General features: G+C 63.1%; 26 protein-coding genes. 8 read left to right on the plus strand and 18 right to left on the minus strand.

Features of this window, described 5'->3' with window-relative positions; genetic code table 11:
* Positions 1–531, plus strand: a 531-nt coding sequence (locus AC1DJB_RS21245) for a lipoyl synthase (protein ID WP_476910801.1), incomplete at its 5' end; no start/stop codon positions are given.
* 89 nt (positions 532–620) lie between these two features.
* Positions 621–1,385, plus strand: a complete 765-nt coding sequence (locus tag AC1DJB_RS21250; protein ID WP_059389126.1) for a DUF4191 domain-containing protein — start codon at positions 621–623, stop codon at positions 1,383–1,385.
* A 66-nt stretch (positions 1,386–1,451) separates the two neighbouring features.
* On the opposite strand, the gene AC1DJB_RS21255 is transcribed toward AC1DJB_RS21250, so the two are convergent.
* Positions 1,452–1,889 (minus strand): RDD family protein, encoded by a 438-nt coding sequence (locus AC1DJB_RS21255; RefSeq protein ID WP_059389127.1) that lies wholly within the window; start codon positions 1,887–1,889, stop codon positions 1,452–1,454.
* A 319-nt stretch (positions 1,890–2,208) separates the two neighbouring features.
* Here AC1DJB_RS21255 and glnA point away from each other — a divergent pair, with 319 nt between their 5' ends.
* Entirely contained in the window at positions 2,209–3,633 is a 1,425-nt protein-coding gene (glnA, locus tag AC1DJB_RS21260; RefSeq protein ID WP_059389128.1) for a type I glutamate--ammonia ligase, read from the plus strand.
* Between the two features lie 171 nt (positions 3,634–3,804).
* On the opposite strand, the gene AC1DJB_RS21265 is transcribed toward glnA, so the two are convergent.
* Positions 3,805–3,969, minus strand: coding sequence for a DUF2207 domain-containing protein (locus AC1DJB_RS21265; RefSeq protein ID WP_148667595.1), 165 nt, complete (start codon positions 3,967–3,969; stop codon positions 3,805–3,807).
* Between the two features lie 462 nt (positions 3,970–4,431).
* Here AC1DJB_RS21265 and AC1DJB_RS21270 point away from each other — a divergent pair, with 462 nt between their 5' ends.
* On the plus strand, positions 4,432–4,692 hold the full coding sequence (locus AC1DJB_RS21270; RefSeq protein ID WP_059389129.1) for a hypothetical protein: 261 nt from the start codon (positions 4,432–4,434) through the stop codon (positions 4,690–4,692).
* A gap of 7 nt (positions 4,693–4,699) precedes the next feature.
* On the opposite strand, the gene AC1DJB_RS21275 is transcribed toward AC1DJB_RS21270, so the two are convergent.
* The 3 genes from AC1DJB_RS21275 to AC1DJB_RS21285 are packed head-to-tail and all read right to left on the minus strand — an operon-like array spanning position 4,700 to position 9,633.
* The gene (locus AC1DJB_RS21275; RefSeq protein ID WP_059389130.1) at positions 4,700–5,221 is read right to left on the minus strand and encodes a GNAT family N-acetyltransferase; all 522 of its coding nucleotides are present in this window, start codon (positions 5,219–5,221) and stop codon (positions 4,700–4,702) included.
* Positions 5,222–5,271: 50 nt separating this feature from the next.
* The gene (locus tag AC1DJB_RS21280) at positions 5,272–8,283 is read right to left on the minus strand and encodes a bifunctional [glutamine synthetase] adenylyltransferase/[glutamine synthetase]-adenylyl-L-tyrosine phosphorylase (protein ID WP_284991570.1); all 3,012 of its coding nucleotides are present in this window, start codon (positions 8,281–8,283) and stop codon (positions 5,272–5,274) included.
* A 9-nt stretch (positions 8,284–8,292) separates the two neighbouring features.
* On the minus strand, positions 8,293–9,633 hold the full coding sequence (locus AC1DJB_RS21285; protein WP_284751784.1) for a glutamine synthetase family protein: 1,341 nt from the start codon (positions 9,631–9,633) through the stop codon (positions 8,293–8,295).
* 190 nt (positions 9,634–9,823) lie between these two features.
* Between AC1DJB_RS21285 and panB the strand changes: the two genes are divergently transcribed.
* Positions 9,824–10,735 carry a 3-methyl-2-oxobutanoate hydroxymethyltransferase gene (gene panB, locus AC1DJB_RS21290; protein ID WP_441438345.1) on the plus strand — a complete coding sequence of 304 codons (912 nt, stop codon included), beginning with the start codon at positions 9,824–9,826 and terminating at the stop codon, positions 10,733–10,735.
* A 12-nt stretch (positions 10,736–10,747) separates the two neighbouring features.
* Here panB and AC1DJB_RS21295 read toward each other — a convergent pair whose 3' ends face one another.
* Positions 10,748–10,912, minus strand: a complete 165-nt coding sequence (locus AC1DJB_RS21295) for an SPOR domain-containing protein (RefSeq protein WP_113990679.1) — start codon at positions 10,910–10,912, stop codon at positions 10,748–10,750.
* Positions 10,913–11,025: 113 nt separating this feature from the next.
* Here AC1DJB_RS21295 and map point away from each other — a divergent pair, with 113 nt between their 5' ends.
* Entirely contained in the window at positions 11,026–11,904 is an 879-nt protein-coding gene (map, locus tag AC1DJB_RS21300; RefSeq protein ID WP_059389133.1) for a type I methionyl aminopeptidase, read from the plus strand.
* Positions 11,905–11,976: 72 nt separating this feature from the next.
* A complete protein-coding gene (gene ppgK / locus AC1DJB_RS21305) occupies positions 11,977–12,780 on the plus strand; it encodes a polyphosphate--glucose phosphotransferase (RefSeq protein ID WP_284991624.1) in 804 nt (267 codons plus the stop codon).
* Positions 12,781–12,830: 50 nt separating this feature from the next.
* Here ppgK and nrdR read toward each other — a convergent pair whose 3' ends face one another.
* The 3 genes from nrdR to AC1DJB_RS21320 all read right to left on the minus strand — a co-directional run bounded on the left by nrdR (position 12,831) and on the right by AC1DJB_RS21320 (position 15,448).
* Entirely contained in the window at positions 12,831–13,343 is a 513-nt protein-coding gene (gene nrdR / locus AC1DJB_RS21310) for a transcriptional regulator NrdR (RefSeq protein WP_084784530.1), read from the minus strand.
* Between the two features lie 170 nt (positions 13,344–13,513).
* Positions 13,514–14,887 (minus strand): histidinol dehydrogenase, encoded by a 1,374-nt coding sequence (hisD, locus tag AC1DJB_RS21315; protein ID WP_476910802.1) that lies wholly within the window; start codon positions 14,885–14,887, stop codon positions 13,514–13,516.
* A 9-nt stretch (positions 14,888–14,896) separates the two neighbouring features.
* Complete coding sequence (locus tag AC1DJB_RS21320) at positions 14,897–15,448, minus strand: hypothetical protein (RefSeq protein ID WP_476910803.1); 552 nt, start codon at positions 15,446–15,448, stop codon at positions 14,897–14,899.
* 158 nt (positions 15,449–15,606) lie between these two features.
* On the opposite strand from AC1DJB_RS21320, the gene AC1DJB_RS21325 reads away from it, so the two are divergent.
* Positions 15,607–16,065 carry a flavin reductase family protein gene (locus AC1DJB_RS21325; protein ID WP_113990687.1) on the plus strand — a complete coding sequence of 153 codons (459 nt, stop codon included), beginning with the start codon at positions 15,607–15,609 and terminating at the stop codon, positions 16,063–16,065.
* Between the two features lie 71 nt (positions 16,066–16,136).
* Here the strand turns inward: AC1DJB_RS21325 and dnaE are convergent, their stop codons facing one another.
* From dnaE to ftsZ, 9 genes are all read right to left on the minus strand, one after another.
* Complete coding sequence (gene dnaE / locus AC1DJB_RS21330; RefSeq protein WP_059389138.1) at positions 16,137–19,694, minus strand: DNA polymerase III subunit alpha; 3,558 nt, start codon at positions 19,692–19,694, stop codon at positions 16,137–16,139.
* Positions 19,695–19,755: 61 nt separating this feature from the next.
* The gene (locus AC1DJB_RS21335) at positions 19,756–20,682 is read right to left on the minus strand and encodes an RluA family pseudouridine synthase (protein WP_284991573.1); all 927 of its coding nucleotides are present in this window, start codon (positions 20,680–20,682) and stop codon (positions 19,756–19,758) included.
* Entirely contained in the window at positions 20,675–21,295 is a 621-nt protein-coding gene (gene lspA / locus AC1DJB_RS21340; RefSeq protein WP_059389140.1) for a signal peptidase II, read from the minus strand. The genes AC1DJB_RS21335 and lspA overlap by 8 nt, the downstream gene beginning before the upstream one ends.
* Positions 21,296–21,388: 93 nt before the next feature.
* Positions 21,389–22,072 (minus strand): DivIVA domain-containing protein, encoded by a 684-nt coding sequence (locus AC1DJB_RS21345; protein WP_441438348.1) that lies wholly within the window; start codon positions 22,070–22,072, stop codon positions 21,389–21,391.
* A gap of 166 nt (positions 22,073–22,238) precedes the next feature.
* Positions 22,239–22,526 carry a YggT family protein gene (locus tag AC1DJB_RS21350; RefSeq protein WP_284991575.1) on the minus strand — a complete coding sequence of 96 codons (288 nt, stop codon included), beginning with the start codon at positions 22,524–22,526 and terminating at the stop codon, positions 22,239–22,241.
* Positions 22,527–22,628: 102 nt separating this feature from the next.
* On the minus strand, positions 22,629–23,159 hold the full coding sequence (locus tag AC1DJB_RS21355; RefSeq protein WP_059389142.1) for a cell division protein SepF: 531 nt from the start codon (positions 23,157–23,159) through the stop codon (positions 22,629–22,631).
* Positions 23,160–23,247: 88 nt separating this feature from the next.
* Entirely contained in the window at positions 23,248–23,997 is a 750-nt protein-coding gene (locus AC1DJB_RS21360) for a YggS family pyridoxal phosphate-dependent enzyme (RefSeq protein WP_307055749.1), read from the minus strand.
* Positions 23,990–24,685 (minus strand): purine nucleoside phosphorylase YfiH/LACC1 family protein, encoded by a 696-nt coding sequence (locus tag AC1DJB_RS21365; RefSeq protein WP_441438349.1) that lies wholly within the window; start codon positions 24,683–24,685, stop codon positions 23,990–23,992. The genes AC1DJB_RS21360 and AC1DJB_RS21365 overlap by 8 nt, the downstream gene beginning before the upstream one ends.
* A gap of 38 nt (positions 24,686–24,723) precedes the next feature.
* The gene (ftsZ, locus tag AC1DJB_RS21370) at positions 24,724–25,956 is read right to left on the minus strand and encodes a cell division protein FtsZ (protein ID WP_284991578.1); all 1,233 of its coding nucleotides are present in this window, start codon (positions 25,954–25,956) and stop codon (positions 24,724–24,726) included.
* Positions 25,957–26,006: the final 50 nt, after the last annotated feature.

Below are 26,006 nucleotides of genomic sequence, written 5' to 3' on the forward strand. Positions count from 1 at the left end.
GACCACATCAGCGCGATCTGCGACTCCGCCCCCGAAGTCTTCGCGCACAACGTCGAAACCGTGCCCCGGATCTTCAAGCGCATCCGCCCCGCGTTCCGCTACGACCGCTCCCTGGACGTCATCACCCAGGGCCGCGCCCACGGCATGGTCACCAAATCCAACCTGATCCTGGGCATGGGCGAAACCCGGGAAGAGATCTCCGAAGCCCTGCGTGACCTGCACGCCGCGGGCTGCGACCTGATCACCATCACCCAGTACCTGCGCCCCTCCGAACGGCACCTGCCCGTGGACCGCTGGGTCAAACCCCAGGAATTCGTCGAACTCGCCACCGAAGCCGAGGAAATCGGCTTCCTCGGCGTCATGTCCGGCCCCCTGGTCCGCTCCTCCTACCGCGCCGGACGCCTCTGGGCCACCGCGATGCGCAAAAAAGGCCGCGAAATCCCCGCCCACCTGGCCCACATCGCCGAAGGCATCCAGGACTCCGGCACCACCCGCCAGGAAGCCCGCACCCTCCTCGCACACCACGCATAGCACGTCGGCTAAAGCACGGTCAAAGGACCGGACCCCGGACAAATCCGGCGTCCGGTCCTTTGGCATAAATCACGTAGAATTAAGGCACTATGGCGAAATCCCCTGATTCCAGCAACTCGACAACATCGGCTGCCGACGCTCCCAAGCGCGGCTTGTTTTCCCGCAAGCCCAAGGAAGCCAAGGCCAAGAAGCCGAGCCAGCTGAAGCAGATCGGCGAGGTCTTCAAGATGACCCGCCGCAATGACCCCATCGTCGTGTGGCTCATGCTGTTGGCGTTCCTTGGCGTCGTTGCTGTCAGCCTCGTCGTCGGGTTCTTCCTGAACAACTGGGTCACCGGCCTGATCATCGGCATCCCCTTGGGCCTGCTGGCAGCTGTCTTCATCCTCTCGCGGCGCGCGGAACGTGCGGCCTTCGCGCAGATCGAGAACCAGCCCGGAGCTTCCGGTGCGGCTTTGGGAACCCTGCGCCGCGGCTGGATCACGGAAGACCAGCCGGTCGCCGTCAACCCGCGTACGCAGGACGCCGTCTTCCGCGCCATCGGCCGGCCCGGCGTCGTGCTGGTCAGCGAGGGACCGTCGCATCGCGTCAAGCCGCTGGTTGACGCCGAGCGCAAGAAGCTCGCCCGTATCCTGCCGAACGTCACCATTCACGTGATCGAAAGCGGTCGTGGCGAAGGCCAAGTGCCCATCAGCCAGATCGCAAAGACCATGAACAAATACAAGAACGAACTCACCAAGGTTGAGGTCGGCGCTGTCAGCAAGCGAATCTCTTCGCTGGGCAACCGCCTGCCGATCCCGAAGGGCATCGACCCATACAAGGCACGCCCTGACCGCAAGGCCGCACGCGGACGCTAACCACGACAAAAGCCGCCCGTTCCTGGAATCTCCAGGAACGGGCGGCTTTTTTGTCTGCGCAAAAAGTTACATCCGAATGAGGATCGTGTTCATGGCCCTGTCGTGGAGGCCACGCTGGTCAGGATCGAAAACAACCGCGGGAATCACCAGGCACAAGAGGATCGTCCTGACCAAAGCGGCCAAGGGTCCTGCCTGCGCTCCTCCGAGCCGTACCACGTGGATGCCCGCAACCCGGTGTCCGATGCTGTAGCCCAGTGTGCCGATGAGAAGGACCTGTTCCACCGCAAAGACAGCGAGTGTCGCCCATTGGTTGCCGCCGAAGGCAAAGTTGCTGATCACCAGGGCAATGACCCAGTCGATGCAGATTGCCAGGATGCGACGGCCGGCCCGGGCCATGGAGCCTGGACCGGATTCAGGGAGGCCGAGCCGCGCTCCCGGGTACTTGGAAATTCCGGACGTGTCCGGCCCTGTGAGCCATGAACCAATATCTTTACGATCAACCACACTTCAAGCTTACGGCTTCACCATCGCACGCCCGACGGCGGGAGGTGGCGCTGGCGGGCTGTTGGCTGTCTTCACAAGGAAACAGACACACAGGCGAAAGACATAGACTGGCACTGCAGTAGACCAGTAGCGTTTACACGGCAGGCAGTTCTGTAACCTGCTCGAAACAATACTGACACTCCGGGGAAATCCCATTTCCCTATGGTTGGAGAAGTTGCTAGCCGCCGCATCAGGGATACTTTTTTGTTTCCCTGCTTTCGGTTTGCGCTGGACCAGACGGCCCGAGGGGCCTGTTACCTGTTATGCGTTAGGAGCATAGATGTTCAAGACTGCGGACGAAGTCCTCAAGTTCATCAAAGACGAAGATGTTAAGTTCGTCGATATCCGCTTCACCGATCTTCCGGGCGTCCAGCAGCACTTCAATGTGCCGGCCAAGAGCGTTGACGCTGACTTCTTTGTCAACGGCCAGCTCTTTGACGGATCTTCCATCCGCGGTTTCCAGGGCATCGCCGAGTCCGACATGCAGCTCATCCCGGACGTCACCACGGCCTTCATCGACGCCTTCCGCATCGAGAAGACCCTGGCATTGAACTTCTCCATCGTGAACCCGCGCACCGGCGACCCGTACCACCGCGACCCGCGCGGCGTTGCCGAAAAGGCAGAAGCCTACTTGGCCTCCACCGGCATTGCGGACACGGCATTCTTTGCTCCCGAAGCTGAGTTCTACGTCTTCGACAACGTCCAGTTCGAATCCTCCCCGCAGGGTTCCTTCTACAAGGTCGACTCGATTGAAGCCCCTTGGAACACGAGCCGCGAAGAAGAAGGCGGAAACCTCGGTTACAAGACCCCCTTCAAGGGCGGCTACTTCCCGGTTTCCCCGGTTGACCACCAGGCCGACCTCCGCGACGCCATGTGCATCGCCCTGGACGAAGCAGGCCTCGAAGTCGAGCGCTCGCACCACGAAGTCGGCGCTGCCGGCCAGGCCGAGATCAACTACAAGTTCACCACGCTGGTCCACGCAGCCGATGACCTGCAGAAGTTCAAGTACGTCATCAAGAACACCGCGTGGGAGTACGGCAAGTCCGTAACCTTCATGCCGAAGCCGATTTTCGGTGACAACGGCTCTGGTATGCACTGCCACCAGTCGCTCTGGAGCAACGGCGACCCGCTGTTCTACGACGAGAAGGGCTACGCCGGCCTGTCCGACACTGCACGCTGGTACATCGGCGGCCTGCTGAAGCACTCCTCTGCCGTGCTCGCCTTCACCAACCCGACGGTCAACTCCTACCGCCGCCTGGTCAAGGGCTTCGAAGCTCCGGTCAACATGGTCTACTCGCAGGGCAACCGCTCCGCCGGCATCCGCATCCCGATCACGGGCTCCAACCCGAAGGCCAAGCGCATCGAGTTCCGCGCTCCGGACGCCGCGTCCAACCCGTACTTGGCGTTCTCCGCCCAGCTCATGGCCGGCATCGACGGTATCCGCAACCGCATCGAGCCCCCGGCTCCGATCGACAAGGACCTGTACGAACTGCCTGCAGAGGAAGCCAAGGACATCCCCAAGGCTCCGGGCTCCCTTGAGGAAGCACTCGAGGCCCTGCGCGAGGACAACGAGTTCCTGCAGGCCGGCGGTGTCTTCACCCAGGACCTGATCGACACGTGGATTGAGTACAAGTACGAGAACGAGATCCGTCCGCTGTCGCTGCGCCCGAACCCGTACGAGTTCGAGCTCTACTACGGCGTCTAGTAACACCGCACGAGGCAAATGAAGGGCCGCAGTTCATTTTTGTGAACTGCGGCCCTTTCCCTTTAACGCCGTCGGACTCGTGCCCACAAAAAAGAACGGCTGTGCCCGCTAAGACACAGCCGTTCTTTTGGTAAAGACCCCGGATCGCAGGGGCCGGACCCCCAATTTTTCCTACACCCGCCGGCGCCCGCTAATCAACCGGAAGAGGAAGACGATGATCGCCAAGACGATCAATATCGGGGCGATCCAGAGAAGGAATCCCAGGGCCTTTACGGTGCCGCCAATGATAAAGAAAAGGATCGCGATGACCGCGACGATTCCGAGGATGACATTCATGATGTAGCTCCAGTTTCAGTCGTAAACATTCTGATGATTGCCTTTATCGCTGTGCAAACCTCAGCAACCTTACTATAAGCATGCTTATTATTCTAATCCTTCCCGGGACGCCCGCTCACATAAAGGGACACGTCCACCTTGAGGTCATGTCTGCAGGAGCGTCCGGCCAAACACCCACATAGGTGAGCGAGCGTCCGGCCAAACACCCACATAGGTGAGCGAGCGTCCGGCCAAACACCCACATAAGTGAGCGAGCGTCTGTGTCCGCGGCGCGCCGCAGAGCCGAAACCATGGGGCAATCCGGCGTGCCTACCGGAACCGGCATTCACGCCCGGTTCTGCCATTCCAACGCCCCTGTCGCGGGCGTGGACGCCGTGGTACGTTCAGCGTGATCAGGATGCTTGAGAGAGAGTCCTCATCCCTTCCGGCTCCTGACGCAACTACTCAAAGCGGAGGCATACGATGACAACCTTGATGATCTTCCACGAGGTCGATGACGTTGAGCACTGGCTTAGCTCGCCGAAACGGGAAGAACTCTTCGGACCCCTGGGCTTCACAGTTCGAACGTTCGTGGACCCGGAAAAAACCAACCGGGTTGGTTTGATCGTCGACGTCCCGGACATGGAGACGTTCCAGCGAACGCTGGAGTCCGAAGCTGCCGCCGAGGCGATGAAATTCGACGGCGTGCGCCCGGAAACAATCGTGACGCTGGTCGAGTCCTAGGTACTGCTTAGTCGCCGAAACCCCGGTACATGGTCCATTGCGGACCGGCGGAACCACCCAAATACTTGCCGGTCTCGACAAAACCCGCGTTTGCGTAGGCAGCCTTGGCGGCAGGATTGTGTTCGTTGACGGAAAGCACGACGCCGGCCTGCCCGCCACCCAGCCTTGCTGTCAGCTTCTGCGCTTCCCGGGCAGCGGCCACAGCAGACAGGGAGCCCAGGCCTCTCCCCTGGCGCTTCTGGTCGATCAGGAACCCGCGCAAGAGCCAGGCGGAATCGTCGTCGTGCCATCCTGCCAGGGTTGCGGCACCAGCCTGCAAGGTAAATACTCCGATGGCGGCGCCTGCCGCTTCGATCACGTACGGCAGGCGGCTTTCGTCTTCCAGCCCCATGAGCATCATCTTGAACGGGTCCCCGACGAAGTCTTCCTGCCCCGCGGCCAATTCCATGACGGCGACGTCGCCGAGCGTGATGGCGCGGGCATCGTCGTCGAGATCCTTCAGGGGAATGAGCCACACGGTTTCCAGCATCCTTCGAGCTTAGCCGCCCTCGTACTTCGCGGGACGGCCCGGCCTGAAGCTCACTGGCCGTAGAAGTCCTTTTCGAACACCGCCCGGGTCCGCCGGCTCAAGCGAAGATAGTCTTCTTCGAACACCGCAGCCTGCCCGGGAGGGTAACCGCACCACCTGGCAACGGCCTCCAGGTCCCTTCGGGAAGCAGGGAGGAGATCCGAGGCACGCCCGGTGCATATCACATTCGCCGAGCGGATGCGGCTCGCGAGCCGCCAGGCTTCGCGAAGCAACACGATGTCGCCCTTGTCGATCAGGCCCAACGACTCGATCGCGTCGAGGGCCTGCAGGGTTGACGTGGTCCGCAGTTGTGGATGCTTCCCGGCGTGTTGGAGCTGCAACAGCTGCACCAGCCATTCGACGTCGCTCAGTCCGCCCCGGCCGAGCTTGACGTGCCTGGCTGGATCGGCGCCTCTCGGGAGCCGTTCCGACTCAACCCGTGCCTTGACGCGCCGGATCTCGCGCACATCCGTCTCGGCGAGCGATTCGGGGTACCGGATCGGGTTGATGAGCCAAAGGAATTCCGCGGCCAATTCGTCGTTGCCGGCCATGGGTTGTGCCCGCAACAGCGCCTGGGCTTCCCAGATGAGGGACCATCGCCGGTAATACTCCGCGTATGACTCGAGGGAACGGACCATGGCCCCGTTCTTCCCCTCGGGACGAAGATCGGCGTCGACGGTGAGGACCCGCTCCGCCAGGATGGCCGGTTTGAGGGGTTGGGTCAACAAGGTGGAAATGTGTCCCACAATGGCAAGGGCTTGTTGCTGGGCTTCGGATTCACCCGCCCCGGGGAGGGCACGGTGGACGTACATGACGTCGGCGTCCGAGCCGTAGCCGATCTCGCGTCCGCCTTGCCTGCCCATGGCGACTACCAACACGTGCGTCGTGAGGGGCCCCTCGGAAGCCACGATGGACTCGGCGACGTGCAAGGCGCCCAGAACCGCAGCCCGGTCGGCATCGGCCAACGCCGTGCCCACTGCGTCCTGTTCCAGGAGGCCGGAACTGTCCGCGATGGCGATCCGGAGGATTTCCCGGCGCCTGATGAGCCGTATAAGCCGCATCGCGTTTTCCGGATCGGCGTGGCGCGACATCTTGGACTGGATTTCCTGCCACTGCGCCTCGAAGCTCAGCGGCATGAGTTCCTTGTCGGAACCAAGCCACGCAACGGATTCCGGGGAAACCTCGAGGAGATCCGCGATGAGCCGTGAGTTGGAGAGCACGTGGCAAAGCCGTTCGGCCGCCGCTTGCGAGTCCCGGAGCATCCCGAGATACCAATGGGTGGTTCCGAGTGCTTCGCTGACACGGCGGAAGGCGAGCAGTCCGGCGTCGGGGTCCACACCTTCGGCGAGCCAGCCGAGAAGGATGGGGAGCAACTGCCGCTGCAGTGCGGCGCGCCGGCTGACCCCGGCCGTGAGGGCCTCGATGTGGCGCATGGCGCCTTGCGGGTCGCGGTAACCGAGTGCCGCAAGCCGCCCTTGGGCGGCTTCCGGAGTGAGCCGGGCGTCTTCGGTACTCAACTTCGCGGCCGTGTTGAGCAGCGGCCGGTAGAAGATGCGGTCATGCAGTTCCCGAACGGACCGTTTGGTCTTCTGCCAGGTTTCAACCAGCGCGTCCGGATGCGGCCTGCCTGTGGAAAAGGGCCCCAGGACGGCCTTGGCGAGGAACCGCAAAGACTCCTGGCTTGTGGGCATGAGGTGGGTACGGCGCATCTGGAACAACTGGATGCGGTGCTCAAGTACCCGCAGATAGCGGTAGGCCGCGTCGAAGGCAGCGGCGTCCACCCGGCCGATGTAGCCGCCCGCGGACAGCGCGGATATTGCCGACGTCGTATCCCGGCAACGGAGCGTTTCATCGGACTTTCCGTGGACAAGTTGCAGGAGCTGGACCGTGAACTCGACATCGCGCAGCCCGCCGGGACCGAGTTTGATCTGGCGCTGCTCTTCGGCCGGGGCGATGTTGTTCGTCACCCTGCGGCGCATCGCCTGCACCGATTCCACGAACCCTTCCCGGCCGGCGGAAGCCCACACGAGCGGCTGGACAGCCTGCTCGTAACGCGAGCCCAGGTCCCTGTCTCCTGCGATGGTCCGGGCCTTGAGGAGCGCCTGGAACTCCCAGCTTTCAGCCCATTTCGCGTAGTAGCTCAAGTGCGAGGGCAACGTCCTGACGAGGGGACCGGATTTCCCCTCGGGCCGCAGGTTCGCGTCGACCTCCCACAGACCCGGTTCGGTCCCCGTGGATGAAATGGCACGGGATATCCCGGCGGCCAAGGCCGTGCCGATGGTCGCGGCCTCGGCGTCCTCCAGGTCCGGTGCCTCGATCACGTAGATGACGTCGACGTCGGAGATGTAGTTGAGCTCCCGGGCACCGCATTTGCCCATGCCGATGACGGCCAGCCCGACGCCGGCAATATCGGCGGGATCGAAAGTCGCCGCGGCTTCGGCCCTGGCAACGGCGAGGGCCGCCTCTATCGCGGCACCGGCGAGGTCGGCCAGTTCGGCACCGACGGCGGGCATGAAGTCCTGCGGACTGGCGGCGCAGAGGTCCTTGATGGCTAGTTCGGTGAGCCCGCGACGGTAAGCCGTCCGGAGAGCCGTGTAGGCGCTGGCTCCGGTCATCGCGGCAACGGGCCGGGGAGAGTTGGGGTCTGCCTTGACCGATCGGAGCAGCTTCGTCCGGAGCTCACTGGCATCGGCGGACAAGGGCTCCGGGCTGACGCGGACATCGAAGACGTCCAGGTGTTCCGGATGCCTGATCAGGAACTCCCCCAAGGCTTCGGATGCCCCCAGCAAGCGGTAAAGCGGCTCGCTCCGATCCGGGTGCTCCCCGGCGAGCTGCCTGAGCGAGGGATGCTTCTCAATCAGACGGACCAGCGACTGCAACGCGGTGTCCGGGTTGGCGCTGAGGTGCAGACCGGCGAAGATCGTGTCTTGGTCGATGCCGTCGAGTTCACGCGCGGCAAGGAACCGCTCACCCTTTTCAAGGTCGCTGAAACCGGCCGAGATGAGCCGGCGGGCCAGGCTCACACTCACAGCCTAGAGAATGCCGAGATTGCGCTTGAGCTCGTAAGGCGTGACCTGGAGCCGGTAGTCCTGCCATTCCGCACGCTTGTTGCGCAGGAAGTGGTCAAAGACCTGTTCGCCGAGGATGTCCGCTACGAGTTCCGAATCCTCCATGGCGCGGATGGCGTCGTGGAGGCTGGCCGGAAGCGGAGTGTGACCCATCGCCTTGCGCTCGGCCGAAGTCAGCGACCAAACGTCGTCTTCCGCGGCGGCCGGAAGGTCGTAGCCTTCCTCGATGCCCTTGAGCCCGGCACCGAGCAACACTGCGTAGGCGAGATACGGGTTGGTGGCGGAGTCAATGCCGCGGTATTCGATCCGTGCGGACTGGCCCTTGCCCGGTTTGTAGAGCGGCACGCGAACCAGGGCCGAACGGTTGTTGTGCCCCCAGCTCAGGTAGCTCGGCGCTTCGCCGCCGCCCCAGAGACGCTTGTACGAATTGACGAACTGGTTGGTGACGGCGGTGAATTCCGGCGCGTGGCGGAGGATACCGGCAATGAATTGGCGTGCGGTCTTGGACAACTGGAATTCGGCGCCGGCTTCGTAGAAGGCGTTGGTGTCACCCTCGAACAGCGAAAAGTGGGTGTGCATGCCTGAACCCGGGTGGTCGGTGAACGGCTTGGGCATGAAGGTGGCGTAGGTTCCCTGCTGCAGGGCCACTTCCTTGATGACCGTGCGGAAGGTCATGATGTTGTCCGCCGTCTGGAGGGCGTCCGCGTAGCGGAGATCGATCTCGTTCTGGCCGGGTCCGCCCTCATGGTGGCTGAACTCAACGGAAATGCCCACGGATTCAAGCATGGTGACGGCCGTGCGACGGAAGTCCTGTGCCACGCCGCCGGGTACGTGGTCGAAGTAGCCGCCCTCGTCAACGGGAACAGGAACGCCGTTGGCATCGAGGTCCTGGGACTTGAGGAGGTAGAACTCGATCTCGGGATGCGTGTAGCACGTGAAGCCCATGTCCGCGGCTTTGGCGAGGGTGCGCTTGAGCACGTTCCGGGGGTCTGCAGCCGACGGCTCGCCGTCGGGGGTCAGGATGTCGCAGAACATCCTGGAGGTCTGCTCGGTTTCACCACGCCACGGGAGGATCTGGAACGTGGAGGGGTCTGGCTGGGCAAGCATGTCGGATTCGAACACCCTGGCGAGGCCCTCGATGGCCGAGCCGTCGAAACCCAGGCCTTCTTCGAAGGCGCCTTCCACTTCTGCCGGCGCAAGTGCCACCGATTTCAGGGAACCGACGACGTCGGTAAACCACAAGCGTACGAAGCGCACATCACGCTCTTCGATAGTTCGCAGAACGAACTCTTGCTGGCGGTCCATGGGGCCTCATTTCCGGGTCAACGTCCATGCCGCGGATTCGGGATTCGAAGCCGACGACAACTCAGCATTCACTCTACTAAGCATTGGCCCGGATTGGCTGCACCCCCGGTTCGCGTAACACAGCGTTTACAAATGTGAGGCTCCCCATGCGCCGGTGGCTAGGACGGCCGCTACCGCATACGCTCTATCCATGGCCCCAAGCAACAGTTCCGATTCCAGCATGCCCTCCGAAATTCCCGCGCCTTACGGAACGGGACCCGCCGCGGCAGGTTCCGGGGCTTCAGCGGATGCTTCAACACCGAAGCCCGCCGCGAGGATCCGCACCCATCATCTGCAGCAGGCCAAGGCCAAGGGTGAGCGCTTTGCGATGTTGACCGCCTACGAGCAATACACGGCGGAAATTTTCGACCAGGCCGGCATCGAGGTCCTGCTGATCGGCGATTCGGCGTCCAACAACGTCTTCGGGAACGAAACCAGCCTCCCTGTGACCGTCGACGAGCTCCTCCCCTTGTGCCGCGCGGTGGCCCGGTCCGCCAAGCGTGCCTTGGTAGTGGCCGATCTTCCCTTTGGCAGCTACGAAGTGTCGCCGGAGCAGGCAGTGGCAACAGGCGTCCGCTTCCTGAAGGAAGGTTTGGCCCACGCCGTCAAGATCGAAGGTGGCGCGTTCTATGCGGGAACTGTGCGGGCCATGGTCCAGGCAGGCATTCCCGTCATGGCGCACATCGGCTTCACGCCCCAGAGCGAACACTCGCTGGGCGGCTACCGCGTCCAGGGCCGGGGCGACGACGCCGCGCGCCTCGTCGAAGACGCCGTTGCCCTCGCAAATGCCGGAGCGTTCTGTGTGCTCATGGAGATGGTTCCCGCTGAAACAGCTGCCGCCGTCGACGCAGCCATTGACGTACCGACTATAGGAATCGGCGCAGGCAACGCGACCACTGGACAGGTTCTGGTGTGGCAGGACATGGCCGGACTGCGCGGCGGCAAGATGGCCAAGTTCGTCAAGCAATACGCGGATCTTCGCACCACCCTGGGCGCCGCGGCGAAGGCCTACGCCGACGACGTCAGGTCCGGCCAGTTCCCCGGCCCGGAACACTCCTTCTAGGAGGAAGCAGCTTCAGTCCTCCTCGTCCTTGTCCCAGGCTTCGTTGCGGGCCTTGACCTTTTCGAGGGCGTGCTCCGCTTCTTCGCGGGTCTTGTAGGGACCGATCAGCTGGGACCAGTCGGACATCGCGTCCTCTTCGATTTGGTGTGTCTGAACGTTGTACCAGAACTCCGCCACGGTTTCTCCTTTTCGAATCCCGCCGCAAGCCCGGCGGGGCCGGTGCCTTCGCACGGGCCGATATTTAGCTTCTTAGTTACTTGCGTCTCGTGCGTCCCTTATATGATCAATCTATGCCTTCTCCCGCTCTGACCGCACCCATCGGCACGCTGACCCGTGGGACCGTCAGCCCACAGCTGCCTGTTCCGGCGTCCATCCCGCGCCCGGAGTATGTCGGCAAGCCGGGACCCGCGAAGTTCACCGGTTCAGAGGTCAAGTCTGCGGAAACCATCGAGAAGATCCGCATCGCCAGCAAAATCGCGGCCCAGGCGATCGTCGAGGTCGGCAAGCACATCGAGCCCGGCGTCACAACCGACCAGTTGGACCGGATCGGCCACGAGTTCATCCTGGACCACCAGGCCTACCCGTCGACGCTTGGCTACCGCGGCTTCCCCAAGTCCCTGTGCTCCTCGCTCAACGAGGTCATCTGCCACGGCATCCCGGACAGCACCGTCGTCCGGGACGGCGACATCCTGAACATCGACATCACGGCCTACATCAACGGCGTCCACGGCGACACGAACTACACCTTCCTGGTGGGCGAGGTCGACGACGAGTCCCGGCTCCTGGTGGAACGCACCCAGGAGTCGCTCAACCGGGCCATCAAGGCCGTAGCGCCCGGCCGCGAAATCAACGTGATCGGCCGTGCCATCCAGTCGTACGCGAAACGCTTCGGCTACGGCGTGGTCCGTGACTTCACGGGCCACGGCGTCGGCGAGGCGTTCCACACCGGCCTGATCATCCCCCACTACGACGCCGCGCCGGCCTACAACACCATCATCGAAGCCGGAATGGTCTTCACGATTGAACCCATGCTCACCCTTGGAACGATCGAGTGGGACATGTGGCCCGATGAATGGACCGTCGTCACCCGGGACCACAAGCGGACCGCACAATTTGAACACACCCTGTTGGTCACCGAGACCGGCGCCGAAATCCTGACTCTTCCCTAAGCTCTCCGGAAGGTCACCTGCAGCCGTTCGCGCTGCGACATGCCCACCCCTCCTGCCATGAACGGAAACGCATTGACCAAGAAGGATGAGAAGATCCACAAGAACGGCCCGCTGATCGGCATCGACGTCGGTGGCACCGGCATCAAGGGCGGCATCGTCGATCTCAAGAAAGGCAAGCTGCTCGGGGACCGCCTCCGCATACCGACGCCGCAACCCGCCACTCCCGAAGCCGTCGCCGAAGTGATCGCACAGATCGTCGAAGAGTTGTCGGCCCGTGAGGATGCTCCGGCCAAGGGTTCGCCCGTGGGAGTCACTTTCCCCGGAATCATCCAGCACGGCGTGGTCCGCTCTGCCGCCAACGTGGACAAGTCCTGGCTCGACACGGACATTGATTCGCTCCTCACCAAGCGCCTGGACCGTCCCGTCGAGGTCATCAACGACGCCGACGCGGCCGGTCTCGCTGAAGCCCGCTACGGCGCAGGCGAAGGCGTCGACGGCACGGTTCTGGTGATCACCCTCGGAACGGGCATCGGCTCGGCCTTCATCTTCAACGGGCACCTGGTGCCCAACGCCGAGCTCGGCCACCTCGAAGTGGACGGCCACGACGCCGAGACGAAGGCATCCGCCGTCGCGCGTGAACGCGACGGCTTGAGCTGGGAAGAGTACAGCGTGCTGCTGCAGCGCTATCTCTCCCACGTCGAGTTCCTGTTCTCCCCCGAGCTCTTCATCATCGGTGGCGGTATCTCGAAGCGTTCGGACGAGTACTTCCCGCACTTGGATCTGCGGACACGCATCGTCACGGCGGAACTGAAGAACGACGCCGGAATCGTGGGGGCCGCGCTGGACGTCGCCCTCCACCACAAGCTCGCCAAGTAGACGTGGTGCCGGTGGCGGCTGCGGCTTCCCCTCCGCTGCCGCCACCGGAGCTAGATGGGGCTCTTCTCGGAGCTCTTGCCCTTGGCGCCCTTCGCCGCATTATCCGCGGCTGCGGTTTCGGCTTCGTGGCGGAGCAGCGAAATGGCCGACTCGAAGTCCTCAAGCGATTCGAAGGCCTGGTAAACGCTGGCAAATCGCAAGTAGGCGACTTCGTCCAGCTTCTGGAGTGGTCCAAGGATGGCCAGGCCGACCTCGTGGGCATCGATCTCCGCCGCACCGGAAGAGCGGATGTTTTCTTCGACTTCCTGGGCCAGCATCGCAAGGTCGTCCTCGGTCACTGGACGGCCTTGGCAGGCCTTGCGAACGCCGTTGATGATCTTGATCCGACTGAAGGGTTCCCCCACGCCCGAGCGTTTGATGACGGAAAGGCTGGTGGTCTCCACGGTGGTGAAACGGCGTCCGCACTCGGGGCACTGGCGCCGACGGCGGATGGCCGAGCCGTCGTCGGCCATTCGACTGTCCACAACACGTGAGTCGGGGTTTCGGCAGAACGGACAATACACGCTGGGCCTCCCCTGCTCGGTTCCCGGCCACCTGTCCCCGCGGCGGGATCGGCCGGGAACGCAAAAGGTGCCGGAAGTTTGACTTCCGGCACCAGTTTACGGCTATATAAGGCCTAATGACAAGACTGTAATTACTATATGTAGTGGTTGTGACCCATACATGTAGTGGTTTAGGCCTCCGCGAAACGAATCTTTACGGCGTCGCCGTGGCCGGGCAGGTCTTCGGCATCGGACAGGCTCACGATGTGTTTGCTGACTTGCTCCAAGGCAGCCTTGTCGTAGTTGATCACCTGTACGGCCCTGAGGAATGTTGTCACGTTCAGTCCGGAAGAGAAGGCTGCGGTGCCGCTCGTGGGCAAAACGTGGTTGGATCCTGCACAGTAGTCTCCGAGGCTGACCGGGCTGTAGTCCCCCACGAAAATCGCGCCCGCGTTGCGGATCCTTGCGGCGACCGCTGCTGCGTCCGCCGTCATGATTTCCAGGTGCTCTGCCGCGTAGGCATCGCAGACCGCGATGCCCTGCTCGACATCGTCCACCAGCACCACGCCCGACTGGGGTCCCGACAATGCGGTAGTGACCCGCTCGCCATGCTTCGTGGTTCCTGCCTGCACCGTGAGTTCCCGCTGCACAGCGGAGGCAAGTTCCTCGGAGTCGGTGATCAGGACAGACGCCGCCTTGGGGTCGTGCTCTGCCTGGCTGATGAGGTCAGCGGCCACGAGCGCCGGACGGGCCGAAACATCAGCCAAAATGGCGATCTCGGTGGTGCCGGCCTCGGAGTCGATCCCCACGACGCCTTTCACAAGACGCTTCGCGGTGGCCACGAAAATGTTTCCCGGACCGGTCACAACGTCCACCGGTTCGATGGCCTGATCATCGGCAGCCCCGGGGATGCCGTAGGCAAAGGAAACAATCGCCTGGGCGCCTCCAATGGCATAGACCTCGTCGATGCCGAGCAAAGCGGCAGCTGCCAGGATGGTGGGGTGGGGCAGGCCTCCGAAGTCCTTCTGGGGCGGGGAAGCCAAGGCAATCGAGGCAACCCCGGCGGCCAGCGCCGGAACAACGTTCATGATGACGGAGGACGGGTAGACGGCCAGGCCGCCGGGAACATACAAACCCACGCGGCCCACGGGTACCCAGTTCTGGCTGACGACGGCGCCGTCCCCCAGTTCAACGTCGACGTTCGCAGGCCGTTGGCCATCCGCAAAACGCCGGGCACGGCGGATGGATTCCTCCAGGGCTGCGCGCACTGAAGGATCCAGGTTTTCAAGGGCTTCGGCAAGGGCGGCAGCCGGCACTCGCGGATGGGACTGTTCCACGCCGTCGAACGCCAATGCGAACTCCCCAAGCGCTTCGAAGCCGCGGGAACGGACGGCCGCAATGATGTCCAGGACTTTTTGCTCGGCGTCCGCCATGGTCTGATGTTTCGCCCGGGGCACCACGGCGCGCAGTTCCGCCAAGGTCAGGGACCGTCCGCGCAAGTCAATGCGGTGGAAGTCCAGGGACTGGGCGGCGGTTTCGGCAGGATTCTCCGGGAAATTGGTCACCAGATCATTTTACGGGGCAAGCGGCGGTCCCTCCGGCTGCTTTCCCATCAAGCTGAAAAGCGTCAGGAGGAATGTCACAAGGGCCGTCGCCCCTGGCCACAGCAAGAGGGCCGTCACCGACCGTAATGAGAAGCCGTCACTTCCACTCGAGGCGGAGCCCCACCATTGCGCGGCCAGCAGACCCACCTGCCAGGCCACCAAGGCCCCTACGGCACCACCGAGAACGGCAAGGAACGTGCGGAGGCCGTGCCCCGGCCTCCGGACCTTGCTGTCGAGCAGGACCGCGGTGAAGCAGCCGGAAAGCAGCAGAAGCCCGGCAAGGACCAAATCCCTCGGGAGCCGCCCCGCCGAAGCCGTCGGATCGGCGAGGGCAGGATTTCCCGAGATCACGTTGAGGCCACCCGGAGCCAACAGCCACCAAGCGAGGCCCAGCCCAACGCCCGCGGCGGCGGGCACCGCGAGCCAAAGCCACCATGTGCGGTCCCGCGTGTCCGTTCCGGTGTCCGGGTCAGTATCCCCCGCGGGGCCGGAGACGAGAAGGTTCGATGTTGGCTTGGTCATGACACAAACATTAACAAACGTTTCTGGACGCCCAACAAGCAAGCGTGCCGGCGAGCAGCGGAATACGCTGAATCCACCAGCGTTAATACCAATAGCTCACGCAGGAGATCGGCAAAGTGGCTTCGGACAATCCAGCTTTTGAAGCAACATTCAAGCAAATGTTCCGCCGGCATGCCGCCGGCGTGGCCATCATCACTGCCGACCTCAACGGCAAGCCTTTCGGGTTCACTGCGACCTCCGTGGCTTCGCTGTCGGCCGAGCCGCCCCGCTTCACGTTCAACATGTCCCGCAGTTCCAGTTCCTGGCCGGCGGTGGCGAATTCGACGTATATCGGCTTGCACATGCTCGGCCTCGAGAACCAGGCCCTCGCGGACCGCTTCGCCCGCACCCAGGAAAGGTTTGAAGGCGATCATTGGGAGCCAGGGCCCTTCGATGTCCCCATCCTCAAGAACGTGGCCGGCTGGCTGATCGGCAAGATCCAGATGCGCCTGTCCTTCGAAAACAACGCGATCGTGGTGGTGGAGGTTGTCGACGGGCTGGTCGGCGAGGACGACACTCCCCTGCTGTACCACTCGGGCTCCTACGGCCAGCCGGTTCCGCTCGACTATGAAATTTAGTCAGGGCAGGAAAATCCGGTGAGGGCAGGAAATCCAGCGTTACCGGCCGGCCGGCTCAGGTAGCCGGCCGGTCACGTGTCCAGGCAGGTCGGGCCAAGAAGTACCTTGAGGTCACCGAAAAGTGACGGGGTGGGATTCACGCGCAGGTGCACGGGCAAGCCCATGACCTCGACCTTGGAGTCGCCCTGCAAGTGGAGCCTGACCTCGGAGTTTCCCCGGTGGGTGGTCAAAACATCGCGAAGATCGGTGACGACGGCTTCGGTTGCCTTGTAGGTGGGCATCGTGATGACGAGAGGACCGTTGGTGCTCTCGCTCAGGTCCGGAACCGAGAGCTCCATGCAGTTCAAGGTGACCGCACCGTCGTCGCGCCGCTGCAAGCGGCCCTTGACCACCACGATCAGGTCCTCCGCGAGGACCGAAGCGATAGGCCCGTACACCTGGCCGAAGAACATGACCTCGATGGAAGCACCGAGGTCTTCGATCTCCGCCCGCGCGTAGGCGTTGCCGCTTGCTTTGGCGATCCTGCGGCTGAGTGAAGTGATCATGCCCGCAATGGTGACGATGGCGCCGTCGTGCGGTCCGTCTTCTCCGAGAATAGACGTGATCGATTGCTCTGCATGCTGGCTCAGCACGCCCTCAAGCCCCTGCAGGGGGTGGTCCGAAACATAGAGTCCCAGCATGTCCCGCTCGAAGGCGAGCTTGTCCTTCTTCTCCCATTCCGGCAGGTCCGGGATCTCCGTGCTCAGGGAGGCCTGCGGCTCCTGGTCCTCGAATCCGGCGAAGAGATCGAACTGGCCGATCGCCTCATTGCGCTTGAGCGTGATGACGGAGTCGATCGCTTCTTCGTGCACCATGGCCAAAGCACGCCGGTGATGGCCGAGGGAGTCGAACGCGCCGGCCTTGATGAGGGACTCGATGGTGCGCTTGTTGCAGACCACCGCCGGGACCTTCATGAGGAAGTCCTTGAAGGAGGTGTAGGCGCCCTCGCTCGCACGGGCCGCCACCATGGCTTCCACCACGTTGACGCCGACGTTGCGGATGGCCCCCATTCCGAAGCGGATGTCGGTTCCCACAGGAGTGAAGTTGAGGCTTGACTCGTTGACGTCCGGCGGTAGGACCGTGATGCCCATGCGCCGGCACTCATTGAGGTAGATCGCCGATTTGTCCTTGTCGTCGCCCACGGACGTGAGCAGGGCAGCCATGTATTCGGGGGCGTAGTGGGCCTTCAGGTACGCAGTCCAGTAGGAGATGACACCGTACGCTGCGGAGTGCGCCTTGTTGAAGGCGTAGTCGGAGAACGGGAGCAGGATGTCCCACAGGGTCTTGACGGCCTCCATGGAGTAGCCGTTGTCCTGCATGCCTTGGGAAAAGCCGGCGAACTGCTTGTCCAGTTCGGATTTCTTCTTCTTGCCCATGGCGCGGCGCAGGATATCGGCTTGACCCAGTGAGTAACCGGCCAGCTTCTGGGCCACGGCCATGACCTGCTCCTGGTACACGATCAGGCCGTAGGTTCCGCCGAGGATTTCCGAGAGCGGTTCCTCGAGCTCCGGATGGATCGGGATGACTTCCTGGATCTTGTTCTTGCGCAGGGCGTAGTCGGTGTGCGCGTTGGCACCCATGGGACCTGGCCGGTACAGCGCCAACACGGCGGAGATGTCTTCGAAGTTGTCAGGCTTCATGAGCTTGAGCAGCGACCGCATGGGTCCGCCGTCGAGCTGGAAGACCCCCAAAGTGTCGCCGCGCGCCAGCAACTCGTACGACGCCGGGTCGTCCAACGCCAGGTGCTCAAGATCGAGGTCGACGCCCCGGTTCATCTTGATGTTTTCCAGCGCGTCGGAAATGATCGTCAGGTTCCTCAAGCCGAGGAAGTCCATCTTGATCAGGCCAAGGCCTTCGGACGTCGGGTAATCGAACTGCGTGATGACCTGGCCGTCCTGGATGCGGCGCATGACAGGAATGACGTCGATGATGGGGTCCGAGGACATGATGACACCGGCGGCATGCACGCCCCACTGCCGCTTCAGCCCCTCAATGCCCAGCGCGGTCTCGAAGACCTTGGCAGCCTCCGGGTCGGTGCTGATCAGCTGGCGGAAGTCGCCGGCCTCGCCATAGCGCTTGGCCTCCGGGTTCTGGATGTCCGCCAGCGGAATGTCCTTGGCCATCACGGCCGGTGGCAGGGCCTTGGTGAGCTGTTCACCCATGCTGAACGGGTAGCCAAGCACGCGGGAGGAGTCCTTGAGCGCCTGCTTGGTCTTGATGGTTCCGTAGGTGACAATCATGGCAACGCGCTCGTCGCCGTACTTCCGGGTGACGTAGTCGATCACCTCGGAACGGCGACGATCATCGAAGTCGACGTCGAAGTCGGGCATGGATACGCGGTCCGGGTTGAGGAAGCGCTCGAAAATCAGGCCGTGTTCCAGCGGGTCGAGGTCGGTGATGCGCATGGCGTACGCCACCATGGAGCCCGCACCCGAACCACGGCCCGGGCCCACCCTGATTCCGTTGTTCTTTGCCCAGTTGATGAAGTCGGCCACCACGAGGAAGTAGCCCGGGAAGCCCATGGAGGTGATGACGTCAAGCTCATAGTCGGCTTGCTTGCGCACCTTGTCCGGGACGCCGTCCGGGTAGCGGTAATCGAGTCCCGTGGCCACTTCCTTGACGAGCCAGGACGTCTCGTCCTCGCCGGGAGGGCAGGGGAACCGAGGCATGTAGTTCGCGCCCGTGTTGAAGGACACTTCGCAGCGCTCTGCGATCAACAAGGTGTTGTCGCAGGCCTCGGGATGGTCGCGGAACAGCTCGCGCATCTCCTGCGGCGACTTCAAGTAGTAGCCGCTGCCGGAGAAAGCGAACCGGGAGCCGCCGTTGTCATAGGTGGGCTCAAGCAGAGTGGAGCCCGACTGGATCGCCAAAAGCGCCTCGTGGGCCTTCGCATCATGCTCGTGCGTGTAGTGGAGGTCATTGGTGGCCACGAGCGGAAGCTTCAGTTCCTTGGCCAGGCGCAGCAGATCGCCAGTGACCCGCCGCTCGATGTCCAGGCCATGGTCCATCAGTTCGCAGAAGTAGTTTTCCGCACCGAAGATGTCGCGGAACTCGGATGCCGCAGCCAGCGCCTCCCGGTATTGTCCCAGCCGGAGGCGGGTCTGGACTTCACCGGAAGGGCAACCGGTGGTGGCGATCAGGCCTTCGGAATAGGTGTTCAGCAACTCCCGGTCCAAGCGTGGCCATTTGCCGAACACCGAGTCGAGCGAAGCAATCGAGGATGCCCGGAACAGATTCCGCATGCCCGCGTTGTTGTAGCTCAACAACGTCATGTGGGTGTAGGAACCACCACCGGACACGTCGTCTTTCCGCTGGCTCTCGTCGCCCCAACGGACGCGCTCCTTGTCGCCGCGCGCCGTGCCCGGCGTGACATAGGCCTCGACGCCGATGATCGGCTTGATGCCTTTGTCCGTGGCCTTCTTCCAGAAATCGAAGGCACCGAACAAGTACCCGTGGTCCGTGGTGGCCAATGCCGGCATGCCCAACCGCTCGGTCTCGTCAAACAACTCAGTGAGACGGGCCGCACCATCCAGCATGGAATATTCGGTGTGGGTGTGCAGATGGACGAACGAGTCATTGCTGGAAGTCACCACGACAGTCTACCGGCAGGGACCCCGCGGTTGGAGTGGCGCGCTGGAAGCGTGGATCGCGCTACGCGTTGCCGCTTTCCAGAAGCTCGAGCGCGTATTGCAGGTCCGCCGGATACTGGCTGGTGACTTCCACCCACTCGCCGGTCCGGGGGTGGTTGAAGCCAAGCCGCCGCGCGTGCAGCCACTGCCGGGTCAGTCCCAGGTTGGCAGCCAAACGCGGGTCCGCCCCATAGGTCAGGTCGCCGGCGCAGGGGTGCCGGAGGGCCGAGAAGTGAACCCGGATCTGGTGTGTCCTGCCTGTCTCAAGATGAATTTCCACGAGGGTCGCCTTGCCGTAGGCCTCGAGGACTTCGTAGTGCGTCACGGAGGGACGGCCATCCTCGATCACCGCGAATCGCCAATCATGCCCGGGGTGGCGCCCGATAGGCGCGTCTATGGTGCCTTCCAGGGGATCCGGCAGGCCCTGGACCACTGCGTGGTACACCTTGTCCACCGTGCGTTCCTTGAAGGCCCGCTTGAGCACCGTGTAAGCGTGTTCGCTCTTGGCCACGACCATGACTCCCGACGTTCCGACGTCGAGGCGGTGGACGATGCCGGCACGTTCAGGCGCGCCTGACGTCGAGATCCGGTATCCCGCACCGGCGAGGCCACCCACCACGGTAGGACCAACCCAACCCGGAGACGGGTGCGCCGCCACGCCGACCGGCTTGTCGATGACGACAAAATCGTCATCGTCCAACAGGATATTCAGGCCTTCCACGACTTCCTCCACGACTTCCAAGGGATCCCTGCGTTCGGGAACGGTGACTTCCAACACGGACCCGGCAATGAGTTTCGCCGACTTGCCCACTGTGTTCGCAGAGACTTTGACATTGCCCTCGGCGATCAACAAGGCGGCCGCGGAGCGGGAGATATCCATCATCTTCGCCAAGCCCGCGTCGGCCCTTGCCCCGCCCAATTCTTCGGGCACCACGAACTGCTCAGACATCGCCCGGAGCCTGTTCTTCCGGCGTGCCGGATTTTGCCGGCGCGGAATCGGCGGAATGATGGCGGGAGCCGTCGAGTCCGATCCCCCGTATGGTCAGCAGGCAGATGATCACGACGCCGGAAACCACCGCGGAGTCGGCGATGTTGAAGATTGCGAAGTTGGGCAACTGGATGAAGTCCACCACGTGGCCCATGGCGAAGGAAGGCTCGCGGAAAAGCCGGTCCGTAAGGTTCCCGAGCGCGCCGCCCAGCAGCAGGCCGAGCGCCAGTGACCACCAGACCGACCCCAATCGACGCACTTGGAACAGAATCACCACCGAAACGGCGGCCATGACGATCGTGAAGACCCACGTGACGTTTTCACCGATGGAGAACGCAGCGCCCGAGTTTCGGATGTAGTACCAATGCAGGAGCGGAGGAAGCACAGGGATCCGCTCGCCTTCGACCATGGTGCTGGTGACCCAGAGCTTGGTCAGTTGATCGAAGGCGTACGCGAACACGGCGAAGCCGGCAAAGACCCAAAGCAGTGCCGGACGCCACGTGTGGGCTTTGGTGCGGACCGGTTCCGTGGTGCCGTTCGTTTGTTCTGTGCCGTCAGTTTGTTCGTCGCTCATAGTACTTTCATTCGGTAACCGTGGCTTCTGGCGCCTTAACAGGCGAAAGCCGGTGGCCGAGGAATCCCCAGCCACCGGCTTTCAGAATACTTGCTAGACCTCTGCGGCGGCTTCGCCGACCTCAGGAGCGGCAACCGAGCCGCGGGCATCCAGGTCACGCAGCTGGCCTTCGATGTAGGCCTTCAGGCGGGAGCGGTAGTCGCGCTCGAAGCCGCGGAGCTGCTCCACCTTGCGTTCGAGAACGCTGCGCTGCTGCTCGAGGGCACCGAGGATCTTGCGGGACTTGTCCTGCGCGTCGTTGACGAGGCTGGAGGCTTCGATCTGTGCCTCGGCAATGATCTTTTCCTTCTGCTGCTCGCCATCGGCCACGTGCTTGTCGTGCATCTGCTGGGCCATGGCCAGCAGGCCGGCTGCGGACTCGGCGGAAGGAGAGCCTGCGGAAGGTGCGGCCGGGGCCGGAGCGGCGGCAACGGCCGGCTCCTTCTTCTTCTCTGCCTCGGCGGCCTTCGCTTCGGCATCCGCCTTGGCCTGTGCGTCCTTGTCGGCCTTCACCGGAGCGGGCACCTTCTCGACCACGGGTGCCGATGCTGCGCTGGCAGGGACCGGGTTTCCGCCTTCGGCGAGCTTCTTGCGGAGCTCGTCGTTCTCCTGGTTCAAGCGCCTCAGCTCGACGACGATTTCGTCGAGAAAGTCGTCGACCTCGTCCTGGTCGTAGCCTTCGCGGAACTTGGTCGGCTGAAAGCGCTTGTTGACAACGTCTTCTGGCGTCAAAGCCATCTGGTCACCTCGTTGGTCTAGTTAGTCAGTAGGCCTTCCGGCCGTTCAAAACTACGGTACCTAAATATCATCTGATTCCCCCAATTCAACACCATCGTGTTGGGTCGGAGGTTTGCAACCCACTAGCCGAAGAAAACAGATTGACGGCACATGGACTGCGGAAGAGCTACGCCAGCGAGTAGACGAATCCCATCGCGATGCTGACGACAATAAACACGATCAGAAATGCCAGGTCAAGGGACACCCCACCAAGCTGCAGCGGTGGAATGAGCCGGCGGATCCGTTTCAAGGGCGGATCAGTCACGGAATAGACCACGTGCGCGGCCACCAAGGCGCCACCGCGGGGGCGCCACTGGCGCGCAAACATCTGCACCAGATCGAAAACGAGCCTGATGATGAGGGTGACCAGGAACAGCAGCAATGCAATGTACAAAAGGCCGAAAACTATGCCCACGGGTTAGCTCAGATCTCCTAGTTCGCCATTTTTCCGGTCAGTCCCTCTATTGCAACACAGATGCCAGGCAGATCGCTCTGCCTGGCATCCGGGTTGACCGCGCTAGCTCTGGTTGAAGAACGTTGCTTGCGCTTCGCTGACCTTCTTGTCGTCGCCGAGAACTTCGACGTACGACGGCGACAGCAGGAAAACCTTGCTGGTGACGCGCTCAATGCTGCCGTGGAGTCCGAAGACCAAACCGGCGGAAAAATCGACGAGGCGCTTGGCATCTGCCTCGCCCATGTCCGTGACGTTCATGATCACCGGGATGCCATCCCGGAAACTCTCGCCGATGATCTTGGCGTCATTGTAGGAGCGGGGATGGACAGTGGTGATCTGCCTCAGACCGGAGGCGTCTTCGCGGCTGGACGCCGCACGCTTGATAGGTGTCACGGGTGCGCGGTATTCCTCTTCGGCGACAGGGGGGACTTCACGAACTACTTCACGTACAGGTGCTGGGGCGCGGCGCTCTTCACGATTGTGGTCGACCGACCGGTCCTCGTCCGTGTGCTGCACGTGCTGCTCAGACTCGTAGTGTTCATCGCCATCGGCGAGCCCAAGATAAACCATTGTCTTGCGCAGTGCGCCAGCCATGCTGGACTCCTATCGTGTCTGCAGTGGGCGGGCCGCCCATGACTTGACATCGCTGAAATCCCGGCCCGTCGCTTCCAATACTTTGACGCTACCCCACGCGCGGGCGCGAACCGAGAATATCCGAGCCAATTCGCAGGTGTGTCGCACCGAATTGAACGGCAGCTTCGAGGTCCTGGCTCATCCCGGCGGATACCCCCACGGCGTCCGGATGAAGTCCCCGAAGATCCTGTGAAATGTTGGCGAGTTTCTCGAACGCTTCCTCCGGGGGCGCACCGAGCGGCGCGACCGCCATCACGCCGGCCAGGCGCAGTCCGGCGGCGGTTGCGATGGATTCCGCGAGGCGCTCGACGTCGGACGGAGCGGCACCGCCGCGGTGGGCGCCGCCGTCGTCCTCAAGACTGACCTGGATGTAGCAGTCGAGGTCCGGCCTGCCGGACTCGGACTGTTGCCGCGCAACGGCCTTTGCAAGTGCCTCGGCGAGTTGCGGACGGTCGATCGATTGGACGGAGAACGCGTACTTCACGACGGACTTGGCCTTGTTGCTTTGCAGTTGACCAATGAAGTGCCAACGCACCGGGAGTCCGGCGAGCTCGGCGGACTTCGCGGCCGCTTCCTGGTCCCGGTTTTCGCCGACATCCGTCACGCCAAGTGCCGCCAGCCGCGCTACGTCCGCTGCGGGATGGAACTTGCTGACGACTATCAGTTGCGGCTCTTCGCTTCGCCCGGCGGCCGCGGTTGCCGCCGAAATCCTTTGGCGGACCGCGGAGAGCCGTTCGCGCAGCTCGGCCGTACGCCGATCGCCCGCGGCGCTTTCCGCCGTGGGGAAATCCTCACTCATGCGTCCACACCAAACCTGCAAACCGCCCTGTTTTCTGATTGCGGCGGTACGAGAAGAGCCGGGCGGTCTCGCGCGTGCACTCCCCCGAGTACTCGACCGTGACGTCGAGTGCCTGCAGCTGGGCACGCACACCGGCAGGCAGGTCCAGTGCGGGCGTGCCCCACGAGGTTGTGGACCAGGTTTCCGGAACCGCGGCAGCCACGTCCGTCCGCAGCTGTTCCGGAACTTCGTAGCATTCACCGCAGATGGAAGGGCCCACCCAGGCGCTGATGGCCGCCGCGCCGCGGTTTCGCATCTCCACCACAGTGGCCGAAACGATATCGGCGGCAACCCCGGGCCGGCCGGCATGGACCACCGCAAGGACGGGATTGACGTCATCCGGCACTTTGCCCAAGAGCACAACGGGGACACAATCGGCCACCATGACCGCGAGGGGTTGCCCCCTTGACACCATGGCGTCCGCCGTTGGTCCGTCCCCGGGCACGGAGATGAATTCGACGGCTTTTCCGTGGACCTGGTTCATGTATTGGAAACGGCGTCCGCCGAGCCCCGCTGCTGCTTCCAGCCGGGCCCGGCGCACCATGACGTCGTCAGGATTGTCCGCTACGTGCAGTGCAAGGTTGCCCGCATCGTCATCGGAGAAGGCAACCGAAATTCCGGGCCGCACTTCTTTTCGCCACCAAAACACTACTGGCTAACTCTCCTGGGTGGGTTTGAACAGAGCTGCTACTTCAGGAAGTCCGGAACATCGAGGTCGTCGGTGCGGCTTCCCGAAAGGTCCGGTTCGACGACGGCCGGGAGGTCGACGTCGAAGCCCGAGTCGGCGGGCAAGGCGGACGGGCGCTGCTGGCCCCAGTTGCTCAAGCCGGAAGCTCCGACACCGGCGGAAACATGCTGCGGCGCAGAGTAGGCCGGAGCAGCTGTTGGTGCCGCGGGACGGTCCGGAGCGGCAGGGGCCTGGTGCTGACCCGGCTGCTGGGCTGCAGGCTGGTTCATCGAGGGTGAGGTGGCCTTGAGGTCGTCAAAACCGGCGGCGATAACCGTGACGCGCGCCTCGTCACCCAAGGCGTCGTCGATGACGGCACCGAAGATGATGTTGGCTTCGGGGTGGGCCACTTCCTGCACGAGCCTCGCGGCCTCGTTGATCTCGAACAGGCCGAGGTCCGAGCCGCCCTGGATGGAAAGCAGGACGCCGTGGGCGCCGTCGATCGATGCTTCCAGAAGCGGAGAAGCGATGGCGAGTTCGGCGGCCTTGACAGCGCGGTCCTCTCCTCGTGCCGAGCCGATACCCATCAGCGCGGAGCCTGCACCCTGCATGACCGACTTGACGTCGGCGAAGTCGAGGTTGATCAGGCCAGGGGTGGTGATGAGGTCCGTGATGCCCTGGACACCGGACAGAAGTACTTGGTCAGCGGAACGGAAAGCGTCCAGGACGGAGACGTTACGGTCGCTGATGGACAGGAGGCGGTCGTTGGGGATGACGATGAGGGTATCGACTTCGTCGCGCAGGGCGTCGATTCCGGCCTCGGCCGAGCCGGCGCGCCGGCGGCCTTCGAAGGTGAAGGGACGCGTGACCACACCGATGGTCAGTGCGCCGAGCGAGCGTGCGATCCGGGCCACGACGGGGGCGCCGCCGGTTCCGGTGCCGCCGCCTTCGCCTGCGGTGACGAAGACCATGTCGGCTCCGCGGATGACCTCTTCGATCTCGTCGGCGTGGTCCTCGGCTGCCTGGCGTCCGACGTCGGGGTTGGCGCCGGCTCCCAGACCGCGGGTGAGTTCACGTCCGACGTCGAGCTTGACGTCCGCGTCGCTCATGAGGAGAGCCTGGGCATCGGTGTTGATGGCGATGAACTCGACGCCGCGGAGGCCGACTTCGATCATTCGGTTAACTGCATTCACGCCACCGCCGCCGATGCCGACGACCTTGATGACGGCCAAGTAATTCTGCGGTGCTGCCACGTTTCGTGCCCCTTGCTTGTGTCCTATAGCGAAACAGATCGAGTCCAACT

The sequence above is a fragment of the Arthrobacter sp. 01T428 genome (assembly GCF_056398685.1).